This is a genomic window from Quyinboa sediminis (genome assembly GCF_042219855.1).
Lineage (GTDB): Bacteria > Bacteroidota > Bacteroidia > Bacteroidales > UBA5342 > JBHJHP01.
The window spans coordinates 189,922-203,741 of sequence record NZ_JBHJHP010000009.1 but is presented as its reverse complement, the minus strand read 5'-3'; the positions used below and the strand labels follow the sequence as shown (position 1 = coordinate 203,741).

The 13,820-nt window shown below is 42.7% G+C and carries 7 protein-coding genes and 1 pseudogene; 7 read left to right on the top strand and 1 reads right to left on the bottom strand.

What is annotated here, in order from left to right:
• The first annotated feature begins 61 nt into the window (after nucleotides 1–61).
• Both ACE1EF_RS18615 and ACE1EF_RS18610 read left to right on the top strand, forming a co-directional pair.
• The gene (locus ACE1EF_RS18615) at nucleotides 62–1,483 is read left to right on the top strand and encodes a DUF1593 domain-containing protein (protein WP_375722210.1); all 1,422 of its coding nucleotides are present in this window, start codon (nucleotides 62–64) and stop codon (nucleotides 1,481–1,483) included.
• A gap of 1,506 nt (nucleotides 1,484–2,989) precedes the next feature.
• The gene (locus tag ACE1EF_RS18610; RefSeq protein ID WP_375722209.1) at nucleotides 2,990–4,234 is read left to right on the top strand and encodes an outer membrane protein assembly factor BamB family protein; all 1,245 of its coding nucleotides are present in this window, start codon (nucleotides 2,990–2,992) and stop codon (nucleotides 4,232–4,234) included.
• Between the two features lie 3 nt (nucleotides 4,235–4,237).
• Here ACE1EF_RS18610 and ACE1EF_RS18605 read toward each other — a convergent pair whose 3' ends face one another.
• Nucleotides 4,238–6,622 (bottom strand): alpha-L-rhamnosidase-related protein, encoded by a 2,385-nt coding sequence (locus ACE1EF_RS18605; RefSeq protein ID WP_375722208.1) that lies wholly within the window; start codon nucleotides 6,620–6,622, stop codon nucleotides 4,238–4,240.
• A 353-nt stretch (nucleotides 6,623–6,975) separates the two neighbouring features.
• On the opposite strand from ACE1EF_RS18605, the pseudogene ACE1EF_RS18600 reads away from it, so the two are divergent.
• The 5 genes and pseudogenes from ACE1EF_RS18600 to ACE1EF_RS18580 all read left to right on the top strand — a co-directional run.
• Nucleotides 6,976–7,314: pseudogene (locus ACE1EF_RS18600) on the top strand (endonuclease domain-containing protein); the annotation flags it as partial.
• 500 nt (nucleotides 7,315–7,814) lie between these two features.
• Nucleotides 7,815–7,943 (top strand): hypothetical protein, encoded by a 129-nt coding sequence (locus tag ACE1EF_RS18595; RefSeq protein ID WP_375722207.1) that lies wholly within the window; start codon nucleotides 7,815–7,817, stop codon nucleotides 7,941–7,943.
• Nucleotides 7,944–8,164: 221 nt separating this feature from the next.
• Nucleotides 8,165–9,406 (top strand): pectate lyase family protein, encoded by a 1,242-nt coding sequence (locus ACE1EF_RS18590; RefSeq protein ID WP_375722206.1) that lies wholly within the window; start codon nucleotides 8,165–8,167, stop codon nucleotides 9,404–9,406.
• A gap of 26 nt (nucleotides 9,407–9,432) precedes the next feature.
• Nucleotides 9,433–12,231, top strand: coding sequence for a pectinesterase family protein (locus tag ACE1EF_RS18585; protein ID WP_375722205.1), 2,799 nt, complete (start codon nucleotides 9,433–9,435; stop codon nucleotides 12,229–12,231).
• Between the two features lie 70 nt (nucleotides 12,232–12,301).
• Complete coding sequence (locus tag ACE1EF_RS18580) at nucleotides 12,302–13,816, top strand: InlB B-repeat-containing protein (RefSeq protein ID WP_375722204.1); 1,515 nt, start codon at nucleotides 12,302–12,304, stop codon at nucleotides 13,814–13,816.
• Nucleotides 13,817–13,820: the final 4 nt, after the last annotated feature.

Below are 13,820 nucleotides of genomic sequence, written 5' to 3'. Positions count from 1 at the left end.
TGTATCTGTTTTATGAAGCTTTTATAAGGTTATCAGGTAAAACGTTATTTAAACAAACGGAATGAATAAAACGCTTGTAGTTATTACTTTGCTTTTCAATCTCATTGCTGTAAGGCACTGTTTCAGCCAGGATTTAAAACCACGTGTGATTGTGACCACCGATGGTGAAGCGGATGACCGGGCCTCCATGGTCCGCTTTCTTTTAACGTCCAATGAGTTTGACGTGGAAGGGATTATCAACAGCAGTTCCCAGTTTCACTGGGTTGGTGGAGAGGGATGGAATGCATTTCATCCGGTATCATGGGTAAAAGATTACATCGATTTATATGCACAGGTGTACGATAACCTTAAAAAACATGATCCGGAATACCCTTCACCTGAATACCTTTTGAGTAAATGGAAAGTTGGTAATATTACCGGAATAGGAGAAGACAAAATCCGAACCGAAGGAGCAACATGGATTGCGCAGGTATTATTGGATGAAAAGGATCCGCGTCCGGTCTGGGTACAGGCCTGGGGTGGCTGTAATACCATTGCACGTGCACTGAAGATAATACAGGAGGATCATCCTGAAAAGATGAAGGCTGTTGCAGGAAAATTGCGTTTATTCCTGATCTGGGAACAGGATGAAAGCTATCAGGATTATATCCGGCCCAACTGGGAAGCGTATGGTATTCCTACCATTATCTCCGATCAGTTCGACTGTATGGCTTACATCTGGCCCAAAGTATTGCCGGAGGAAATGAAACCTTACTTTGAGGCTGACTGGATGAATTCCCGCATACTGAAAGGGCATGGTCCTTTATGTGCTGTATACGGGAATAATAGCGGGGCTTTTAATGCAGAAGGTGATACACCGTCATTTCTGTACACTATTCCGAATGGATTACGCAGCATGGAATCACCTGCCTGGGGCGGTTGGGGTGGAAGGTATGTCCTGGTACGAAATAATGTGTGGATGGACCCCTTGCCGGATTCAACGTTTGAACGACCACAGGGGCGTTGGTTTATTGACAACAGCTGGTCGAAAAAAATGGAGCATGATACCGATACCGATAAGGTTCGGATCAGGACGGCCTACTTTAAACCCATATGGCGATGGTTTGACGATGTGCAGAATGATTTTGCTGCAAGAGCGGACTGGTGTGTCATGGATTATGGGTCCGCAAATCATCATCCGGTTGTGCAGCTAAAGAAAACACCATTGAGTATAGAAGCTAAAGCAGGTTCCAAACTAAAGCTGAATGCCGGTAAAACATATGATCCTGATGGAGATGCGTTAGCATTCAGATGGTGGAATTATGTTGAGGCAGGAACCTATAAAGGCAGAGCCCTAAAGGAATCTGAAACTGCAAAAATCAAAATTATCATACCCGATGATGCCAAACCCGGAGATACTATCCACATGATCTGTGAGGTTACCGATTCCGGCAAACCGCCGTTAACAAGATACCAGCGGGTGGTAATTACGGTGATCCCGTAAAAATTCTGTACTCAAAAAACATTCCTTTCCATCAGTAAAAATAAAGGGATATAATTTTCAGAAGGAACCTATGTTCAGGTAGAGACTCGGTTAATGGCATTTCTGCTCTGTTGTTCAAAATCCTCCGGCTTCGTCTACGACAAACCCACCTCCTTTGACAGCAAAGGAGGACAGCCCACAGCAAGCCTGAAGGTTTCAACGTCCTCCTTTTTTCGAAAGGAGGTGTCCTGATGGTCTCATCAGGGCGGAGGATTTTATTAAAAGACACAAGACCCAATAACTAAGACATAACAATCTGAAGGTCCTGTTTTCCTCTTTTTGGGTTACCGAGTAGCGCAGCTCATCGAAGTAGAAAGGATATGGTCCAGGCTTTTTAGCCGGGAATGGGGGATCTCGCTTTCGACACCCCGTGCAACCACTTGGGAAATTAAAATATTTTATGCCGGGACGGCATTTAATTACGATCAGGATCTGATGCCGGGTTATCATTTAGAGGAAGTTTGAAATTCTGTTGTTCAAAATCCTCCGGCTTTGTCTACGACAAACCCACCTCCTTTGACAGCAAAGGAGGACAGCCCACAGCAAGCCTGAAGGTTTCAGCGTCCTCCTTTTTTTGAAAGGAGGTGTCCTGATGGTCTCATCAGGGCGGAGGATTTTAATAAAAGACACAAGACCCAATAACTAAGACATAACCATCTGAAGGTCCTGTTTTCCTCTTTTTTTGTTACTGAGTAGCGCAGCTCATCAAAGTAGAAAGGATGTGGTCCAGGCTTTTTAGCCTGGAACGGAGGATTTCGCTTTCGACACCCCGTGCAACCACTTGGGAAATTAAAATATTTTATGCCGGGACGGCATTTAATTACGATCAGGATATAATGCCGGGTTATCGTTTAGAGAAAGTTTGAGATTCTGTTGTTCAAAATCCTCCGGCTTCGTCTACGACAAACCCACCTCCTTTGACAGCAAAGGAGGACGGCCCACAGCAAGCCTGAGGTTTCAGCGTCCTCCTTTTTTCGAAAGGAGGTGTCCTGATGGTCTCATCAGGGCGGAGGATTTTATTAAAAGACACAAGACCCAATAACTAAGACATAACCATCTGAAGGTCCTGTTTTCCTCTTTTTTGGCTACTGAGTAGCGCAGCTCATCGAAGTAGAACGGAGGTAGTCCCGGCTTTTTAGCCAGGAACGGAGGATTTCGCTTCCAGCCCACCACTAAACCACTGACCCATTAAATACATTGCAGGCCCAAATATTAGTTAATGTTGCTATGATTAATTCCGGTAATCCTTAGATAAGGTTTGGAATACGCATGTTTAAGAATTTATCGTTGACAAATTGATTATTACTCCTGCTATCACAGGTAACAATAACACATATTTGATTTGCAAACATAAATTATATCGGATGAGTACGTTATATTTGTGTAGCTTAATTATAGATAAGATATAATACTTATACTTTTATCTAAATGTTGAACCTCAATTTATAATTGTTACACATTGTTATCATGAAAATTATAAGCCTTTCCCTTTTCTCCTGCTTACTTTATTTAACAGTTAATGCTCAGATCTATCAGTTCCGTGGACCGGATCGTGATGGAAAATTTCCTGAAAAGGGACTTTTGCAGGAATGGCCTGAAGCTGGTCCGCAATTGCTGCTGGAATATGAAGGGATTGGTGATGGCTGGTCCTCGGTAATTTCCAACGGGAAATATATTTATGTATCAGGGAAAAAGGATAGCATGGACTATCTGACCTGTATAGATTTTAAAGGTAACAAAAGATGGCAGGTTGCTTATGGCAAGGCATGGGAAGCATCTTTCCCGAATACCCGGAGTACGCCTACCCTGGAAGATGACCGGATCTATATTGTCAGCGGGATAGGAGAACTGGTATGTCTGAATGCGGAAACAGGGGAGATCAACTGGAAGATAAATGTGGATAAGGCATATAAGGCGGACTGGCATACCTGGGGTGTGGCTGAATCGCCGTTGATCGTGGATGACAAGGTTATTTGTTCGCCGGCAGGAGCAGGGGCAACATTTGTGGCTTTTGATAAAATGACAGGAGAGGAGGTATGGAAGAGTCCGGGTACAGATGGCCAGCGTTCCTATGTCTCGCCGGTGTTGCATCAATTCAACGGGAAGCCTTACATTTTAGGGGCATCAGCCAGTGACCTCTATATTGTTGATCCGGAAGATGGTGCCATCAGAACATCCTACCGGTATTTTGATCCTGTCAAATGGAAATGGCAACCCAAGGGCATGATCTGGGCAAATTCACCTGTGGTAAAAGGAAACCGGATTTTTATTTGCATCGGTTATAACTATCCGGCAAATATGCTGGAAGTCAATGATGATGTTTCTGTGATCAGCGAGGTTTATACCGATTCGGTTCTGGATAACCATCATCACGGCTTAATAGAACATGACGGATACCTGTACGGATCGAACTGGATCCATAACAATGCCGGAAACTGGGTTTGTCTGAACTGGGATACCGGTGAAGCGATGTATGAAGAGAAATGGAATTCCAAAGGAGAAATGGTATTTGCCGATGGCCTGTTATATGTGTATGTTGAAAAGACGGGTGATGTGGGCCTTGTAAAACCGGATCCGTCAGGTTTTAAAGTCATCAGTTCCTTCAAAGTGGAAAAAGGACGTGGACAACACTGGTCGCATCCCTATATTTATGACGGCAAGCTCTTTCTCAGGCATGGGGATGCACTTCTGGTCTACAATATTAAAGCTTAACGTCTACTTCAGCGTGGCATCGAAACGCCATGTGCCCGGTAAAGCATAAAATGTGACGTAATTGCTGTTTTCTTCACCCCCGGAGATTCCCTCCGGACTGTGTCGAAACCTGCCATTCTTCCAAATAGTCTTACCATTCACCGTAATGGATTGAATACCAAATTGTTTAGGGATTCCGATGCATGCTTTTGTTCCCTGCGGTGATTCGAGGTTTATGGTAAAGCGTTCAGAAGAAAGCACATGCTTAACTTTTATTTCTCCTTTTACCGTCGGAACCGTCTGATTGATTTCTGTTAAACCGCCCATCTGTGGCATTACGTGGTAAACCGCCCATCCCGGTTCAAGCGGAGCAACTCCGGCAATGTTTTGTGATAAAACAGTATTAGGTGCATTCCATCCATGGTTAATGGTGCCTTCACTTAACCCGTTCCACACTTCCCAAAGTGTATTGTATTTTTTGCTGTTAACCATCTCGGAATACCGTTCCTTCATTCTGATCAGAGCCAGTGAATCGGAGCCGGTTTTGCAAAGCGCTTCCAGTACATATTTCTCCATATAGGGACTGGCAAACCTTTTTTCCTGTAATATCTTCCGGATACCGCTATACTGATCCGGTTTGGCCAGACCGGCAAGAACGGCCATGGCATTGGCCCTGTCATCTGGTTCAGAAAGTTTAGCAGAGCGAAAGCATTGTTGATCATCCTTCCAGAAGACTTTTGAAAAGTTTGTGGAGATGCTGTTCATTCGGGTCCGGTAATCTGACGTGTCTGCGGCATACCCACTCATGGCTGCCATGGGAATGGCTGCTTTCAGCGCCAGGTAATACCATGTATTGTCCAGAACTGCAATATCGATATTAGTTCCCCAGTCGCCCCAGTCCCAGGCTCCGCGACGATGTACGACAAGACCATCCGGTCCCATTTCCCAGATTGCCAGATATTTCCGAACTGCCGGATAGACTTCACGTATGGTTGTACTGTCGTTGGTGTTCATAAAATAGTTCCAGAAGCCATACCAGCCAATGCTTGCCAGCATCTGCTGAGGCAGTTCAGCGCTCCACTTTGTGGAGGTAGGGGAGAAAAGGGTGCTGTCTTTTCGCTGCCAGGCCACCAGTGTTTTCATGGATTTCCGGATCAGGGCATGAGAAGTGGTATCGAGGGTGTAAAAACATTCACCACTCTGATTCACGACATCGCCCCACCACAGGGCACGTTCCCGGTCAGGACAATCCATAAAATTATCGTACATATTAATGTATAATGTTCGGCGGGCCATGGTCCAGAGTTTGTTATAAAACGGATCGTTACATGAAAAACTACCGGTAAAATCAGCCGGATAACCGAGTTCCCTGTATTTCAGTGAAATGATCTTAACTCCTTCAGGTATGCTGTAACGCACGGTGTTACCACTCATCCAGACCAGACTTTCAAATTCCTGAATGCCGTCTTTGGTTATGTATTCTGCACGGTTGGCCGGTCCCTCTCCGAAATCATACCAGCCATCATACTGGTCAGTTTGCATATTGATCCGTTTTCCTTCCGGCGCTTTGACTTTCAGATAGACTGAAACCCTTGCATCATACGGCAGAACTGCTTCCACCACCTCTCCGTTACCGGTTTCAGGAATGGCTTCAGCATTCACATAGTCCTGTAATCCACTGTTCTTCCATTGTGGAAACGGGCGTTTGACAAGGGTATTCCATGGCAGCACTGTCGGTACACCCTTTTCTGTAGCAGATTTCCATGATGAATCATCGTAGCCGGGGAGTTGCCAGTCTTCAATCGTGTCATTGGCTGCATTAAACCTGACATTCCAGACCGATAAGCGCATATTGGGTTGTCCTCCTTCTACAGAATGTTCATAGGCTGGATGTATCTTCAGTTTCCACGTGTTGTCGGTTCGAACCGGAGTCCCGCCAAAATCTGCATCAAAAAGAAATCCCCCTTTGCCACTGTCATGATGAGAAAAGCCTTCTCTGCCCCAGTACCAGACCTTGGCTGCAATTGTATTTGTCCCTTCAATCAGGTATGGTGCCAGGTCAGTTTCGTCATACCAGGTTTCATTCAGCCGGTCCCGTTTGAGCTGGCCTTCAAATACAACCTGTTTTCCATTGATCCATAACCAGTATTTTGAATCAGCCGAGATGCGCGCTGTCGCTTTTTCAGGAATCGTGTTCAATTCAACGTTTTTACGAAAACACATCCATGTGTCCTGCGGACCATCCGCATCCTGCCAGATCCAGTCAGCGTTCCAGACCTCATTTGGCTGAGTATTGAGACTACTCTGGTTGGATTGTGCACTTAACAGAAGAGGAATGATAAGAAAAGAGAGTTGTAAAACACGTTTTTGTATGGTAATAGTCCGTTGTTTTTTGTTTCGCACAATCATATAGAATTTATTTGTGTGGCTAATATTGCACAGTTAAATGCAAATTTAATTTTCTTTTACATGGTAAATGATAAATAATTCGTCATTGTCTGTTATAAATTCAACGGTAGCTTTTGAAGTCATTAAGCAGAACACTCCATGGCGCATTTGAAAGTCCCGATGTCCTCCTTTTTTCAAAAGGAGGACATCGGGATGACGGAGGATTTATTTTTCTGTCTCACCCAATACCAACTGAAGTGTCGGGATCGGATGATTTTAGTAATAATAGTTTTAAATGAGTCTGGGTATCCTTACCTTTGAACAAACCATGAACAATGAAACTAGATTACAGTTAGCACAATAAGGATTTTGCCTGTGAGAACAGAAAACATGGTACCATGGGAGAAGCAATTTTATGGCGGGATGTATTAAAAGCAAAACAATTAAACGGGTATCAGTTTAACCGGCAGTACAGAGTTGGTAATTATATTGTTGATTTTATTTGCCGAAGGCTAAACCTGATTATTGAATTGGATGGCAGTTCACACAAAACAAATGGGGTAAAGGATTATGAGCGCGAAAAGTGGTTGACTGATTTGGGTTATACTGTTTTAAGATTTTCAGAAAATGAAGTAATCTACAATCTTAATTATGTGGCCATGGATATACAGAATATGGTTGAAAAACTGGAAGGAGAGGTTGGTCAAAGATAAAATCCTCCGGCTTCGTCTTCGACAAACCCACCTCCTTTTCCAAAGGAGGACGGCCCACAGCAAACCCGAATGTCCCGACGTCCTCCTTTTTTCGAAAGGAGGTGGCGCATCATTGATGTGACGGAGGATTTATTTTTTTACCTTACTCTCAACCCTGCCCAATTTAATCTATATCATAACCACTAATTACTTAATACGATCACGATCTAATATTAGGTATCAGTGTCAGAATTTCGGTATACGCATGGATAATAAATCCACCGGCTTCGTCTTCGACAAAGCCACCTCCTTTGACAGCAAAGGAGGACGGCCCACAGCGAACCGGAATGTCCAGTGTCCTCCTTTTTTCGAAAGGAGGTGGCGCATCATTGATGTGACGGAGGATTTATTTTTTTACCTTACTCTCAACCCTGCCCAATTTAATCTATATCATAACCACTAATTACGGAATACGATCACGATCTAATATTAGGTATCAGTGTCAGAATTTTGGTATACGCATGGATAATAAATCCACCGGCTTCATCTTCGACAAAGCCACCTCCTTTGGCAGCAAAGGAGGACGGCCTACAGCGAACCGGAATGTCCCGATGTCCGTTTTTGAGTTACTGAGTACGGTACCGGATTAAACCAAACACGGGAATTCAGTCGTTTGACAGACACCGTATTACTTCCATTGCAGGAACATGCAGATATGAAACTACCATTATTTGGGAAATAATTCCCACCTGAAAACGAATCAAATTTGTAATTTTATCCGCTGTGATATGTTGGTGTTAACTTATAAATAAGGAAACATCGCTATTTATGTCACATGATAACATTAAAGAACATACCAAATTAAATATTTATGAAACGTTTTTTACACTATTTTTTTCTTTTAATAATACTAACGAATCTTCAGGGACTTGCAGCACAGGATAAACCGGATGGATTTGCAGCAGTAAGCGGGTTAGGACTGGAAACAACCACAGGAGGTGAAGGAGGTGACGTTGTAATTGCAGATACATATGCAAAATTCAATACCTACGCAAGATCTTCAAGGCCATATATCATTATCGTTAAAGGCGTGCTGGAAGCATCATCCTGGCAGGAAATTGATGTGAACTCCAATAAAACCATTATCGGTCACGGAACCGATGCGACCTTAAAAAATATGGAACTGCATATTATCAATAAGCAAAACATCATCATACGAAATCTGATTATACGTGATTCTTATGTTGAGGGAGACTGGGATGGAAAGACCAATGATAATGATGCTATCCAGGCGGATAATAGCCATCACATGTGGATAGATCATTGCTTCTTTACCCATTGCGGAGATGGTTTAATCGACCTGCGTCATGGAACGGATTATGTGACGGTATCCTACACTAAACTCAGCAACCACAATAAAACCTTTGGTATTGGCTGGATAACAGAAGGTGAGGATAACCCGGATTTTCATCTTACACTTCATCATCTGTGGATAGACTCAACCAATCAAAGAAATCCCAGTTTTGATATGGGTTATGGTCATCTGTATAACAACTATCTGAGCAATATTTCATCGTATGGAAATTTAGCCCGTGGTGATGCCCGGGTGATTGTTGAAAACAGCGTATTTGAGAAAGTTAATGATCCGCTAAAAATAAGCGATGCTGCTGTACTGTATGAAGATGGAAACCAGTTTATAAGTTGTAGTGGAAGTCAGAACGGAAATGCTTCATTATTACCATTCAGCCTGGATACATTTTATACCTATACACTTGATCCGACCAACCAGGTTAAGGAGATTGTGACCGCTCAGGCCGGGCCACAACAAAACATCAGTGATCAGTATCACGCAACAGCCATTCATCCGGTAACCGGTTCAAATTCGGTCCGTTTTTATATGGATCAGCCCGATAAAATGCTATATCTGGAATCCCCGGAAAATGTGGATGCAAAGCTTAGCATCTATTCTGTGAATGGAAGCCTGATTTACTCTGATAACCTTAATATCTCCGGATCAGAGGGTTTATCCTTGAGTACGTATAATCCAGGCATATATTTTATTCGTATTGAGTCATCCGGAAATATCGAAACCGGTAAAATCGTATTAAACTAATCTGAAATCTGATAATCTGGAAAGCAATGAAAATATCTCAATCTGTTTTGGCCCTTTTATTTTTATTTTGTTTCGGTACATCCATGTTGGCAGCAGACGTTGTTGCAGTGAACAATGATGGTGGAAATGTAACCGTTGATAATGTAAAAGAATGGTCCAATTGTGTTGCTAAAGGAAGCCAGTTAATTGATATGGCTCATAATGGCAGTTACATTACATTTGATGTTCAATCAGCTGTTTCAGGCTATTTTACCTTTACATCTGCTATAGCGACTAGTCTGAATGATATTGGCTGCGCCCTGGGAGCTGTGGATGCCGGTGGGAATTTTATCAGTGGAGATACGCTGGATATCGATAATACAGGCAGCTGGACCTCAACGAAGAATTACGACTGGCTGTTTTATTTGGAAGCTGATGTTGTTTACAATTTTAAAATGATGTGTTTTGCCGGATCCGGTTATGCTTTGAATGCCTTCTCCATCAAAATATCGCCTTTTGTTGCTGATGTTACACTGGATAAGGTTGAAGTTAACGGATTTGAAGTCATTCCCGATAATGATGTTTTTATTTCTGATGCCTACTACGATCAGGATTTAGCCGTTTCTGTTATTCCTTCTGCTTCAACAGCCGAAGTCAGTTATACGGCGAAATGCAATGATGCAGATATAAACATCAGTACGGATGGTATAATCGATAAATCCGGCTTTTCCAGCGGTGATGTGGTAGAGGTCACAGCCAGAATATCAAATGGTCCAACAGATTATGCTGATTACAAAATAACAGTTAATGTCAATGATCTGCTGAAGAAGCAAATAAGGGGTACTACAGATAATGACGGATACTGGACAACGGTAGGAACTTCTTCTCTGGTTCAGTCATGGACTGACTACATTTATACGCTGACCCCGGATGTTGCATCCACACGCTTTGGAAGCGGTACATGGAGACCAACAGGAGGTTCAACACGTTACGGATTCTATGCCGGTAACAGCAGTGTCAGTCTTGTTGTGCCCTCAAATTATAATGTGGCTTCAGTATCCCTGATTGGGTATGGAGCTGCAACGTTTGGATTGACAACTGAAGGCGCCACAGTTACAGCATTGACATCAGCCTCATTTGACGAAACAGCCAGTGCAAATCAGCTTGATGAAGTCAGGTTTTCGGTATCGGATCATACTACAGGAAGCCCTTTGATTATAAGCGTTAATGACGTCTACTGCAGGTTTTATGTTGTGTTCAGCTACAGTGAGGAAGCCGATGTTACGGCCCCTGTACTGGTTGAGCAGAATATTACAAATGGCGAAGAGCTTTCCGGTATCAACGGATATGTTTCTTTAAGGTTTAACGAAGCCGTAAAGATAAGCGAAACAGCCTCGGCAACATTGAATGGTGTAGATGCCGGTTTAAAATCGGAAGATAATGTATTTATAAAACACTATTATCACGGGCTTGACTATAACAGTGAGAATACCTTTGTGCTGAAAGCCAACAGTATTGAAGATATGTCGGGTAATAAAAACGCAGGCGATATCACCATCACCTTTTCGGTAGGTGATAAACCAGTGGTTGAAAAAAGGACATTTGATTTTGTTGTCGGAGTGGATGGAACAATTGATGAAGCCATTGCTGCTGCAAATAAAGCCACCGGATCTGACCGTTATTACATATTTGTTCCCGATGGCACTTATGAACTGACGGGTAATGCCGGGGATCACATGACAAACCTTAACCGAAGCCGGGTGTCTGTTACCGGACAAAGCAAGGACAATGCAATCCTTACCAATACGCCTGTTTCGTATGGAATATCCTCTACCGCTACAATTCACCTTAACGGAGCCAGGTATACCTATATGGAAGATATCACCATTAAAAACAACAGGGGTGAAGCAGGACAGGGGCAGCAGGTTGCACTTTACGACCGCGGTTCTCAAAATATATTTAAAAATGTGAAGTTGTTCAGTTTCCAGGATACCTATGTTTCAGGTGACCGCGCCTACTGGGATAGTTGTGATATATACGGATCCACAGACTACATATGTGGTGGAGGTGATGTTTTCTTTGATCATTGCCTGATGTATAATAGAGCTGCCAGTGGCAGTAAGGTTACTGCTCCGGCAACGGATGAAAGCCAGAAATGGGGATATGTTTTTTCACATTGTACCATAGACGGAGGAAACTATGTTCTTGGACGTCCCTGGCAGCATGAACCGCGTGCATATTATCTGTATACCAGAATGAATAAACAGCCCGACGGAACCGGTTGGGAAGGAATGGGAGGATTGGTCACGCATTTTTATGAATATAAGAGCATGGACTATTCCGGCAATTTGCTTGATTTGTCGGCACGTGGCAACTCACCAACCAGCACAAACAGTTATACCCCAATACTTACGGATGAACAGGCTCTTGAATTTACATTATACAATGTGCTTGGAAGAGATGATGGCTGGATGCCTTCAGATTATACGAAACAGACCAGGGCCCCCGAAGTGAGTGTTTCCGGAAGCCGGATAAGCTGGCCGAACGATAACGATGCCTTATGTACTGTATTATTCAAGGACGGTGTGTACTTTGCCTGTACCGTGGAGAACAGTTATTTACTTTCTGAAAACGGAACTTATACCATCCGCTCAGCCAATGAAATGGGCGGTCTGGGAGAAGCCACAACTGTAAATGTAACCAGTACAGGAATTGAACTGATCAGCGGAGAAGGCACCGCAAAAGCGGGTCAGATTTTTGATCTGACCGGACGTGCGCTGAAACAGATTCCGGAAAAGGGCTTCTATATTAAGGACGGGAAAAAATACTATAAAAGTTCCAGGTGATTATTGTGGATATTAATTTTAAGTGATTCGTTGTTAGATCTTTAATTACTAATTTATTAAATATTATACTATGAGAAAACAATTTTTACTTACGTTAAGCTTTTTATTTGCAGGCTTACTTTCAATTCATGCTACAACCAGTCAGGTTGTACAGGCGGAAAATTTTACAGTAAAAAGTGACGGAGATAATCCCAGAGCTCTTACCGGTAAAGTAGGATATATATATAATGATTTGTATATAGGATTTACGGGAGACAGTCAGATTGAATTTGACGGTAATGAAACTTCGATTGAAGTCAATATTGTAAGTTACAATGCAGGTGGTGAGATTTTATTTGTACTTGATGATCCTAATCCGGATGTAGGAACAGTAATTGCAACAGCTACAATTGACAATAATACCAAATTGTACAGTTCCACAGCATTTACTGAAAGCTACACCGGTAAACATGATTTTTATCTGTACTTCAAAAATGCAGATGCCGGAAGTGATTGGTTATATGATGTTGACTACTTTAAGTTTATTGGTAATGTTCCGGATTACACGGTGACAACCGGTGTAAGTCCTGAAAACAGCGGATTGGTCATAAAGGATTTTACAGGTAGCAGTGTTTCACAGGGTAGCCAGGTTCTTTTTTATGCACAAAGATTAGCCGGGTATACCTTTAACCACTGGGAAGATGGTAGTGGCAATACTCTTTCTTCAGAGAACCCGTTTACCTATACAATAACTGAAGATCTGGATATCAAAGCGGTATTTGAGTCAATGACAGAAACCTTTGAATTGCCAACCTGGACATTCGATAATGAATATGTTGCTGATTCAACGGGTGATGTTGTAACATTCATGCCTGTAATGCTGCCCATTTCATGGAGACCGGGATTCAAAGATGCCATGGTATATCCGGATAATTATCCTGCAACCGGTTCTTCAAAGTTAACCTCAAAAGGTGATACTATTTTCACTTCTTTAACTGGAGATAACCAGGTGTGCCGTATTAGCTGGACTGATGCCAATACAGTAAGTGATTTTACAGATCCTTCACAGCACAATCAGTATTTCGAATTCCAGTTTCCAACCACAGGATATAAGGATGTCAGCCTTGAGTTTTCTTTTTCAGGAGGTCAGAATGATGTTTCAGATTACCTCGAAGTGGTTTACTCAGCGGATAATGGTGCAACCTGGGTTGACGGTGGTGCATATTATTCCGAAGCACACTGGAATACCTGGGTTTTTGCAGATCCGGTGCTAAACGGTGCAGATAATAAATCGAATGTTATGGTTCGCTTAATCGGGATCACAGAAAATACGGGAGCCAGCCTTAACTTTAATCTGGACTATTTTACTGTTCACGGAGAGGCTACGGCTATTTCTGGAACAAGAACCTCTTCTTCTGTTATAACCAGCGGTGCCGGTTTTATCAAGGTTTCTGTTGATAAACCATCTGATGTCAGCATATATTCAATTGAAGGCAAGCTGATGACAAGCCGGTTTGTAGAATCTGAAGCTGCTCTTTCAAGCCGTCCGGGCATTTATATTGTAAAAGTGGGAGACAACGTCAGAAAAGTACAGGTATCGAAGTAATGAT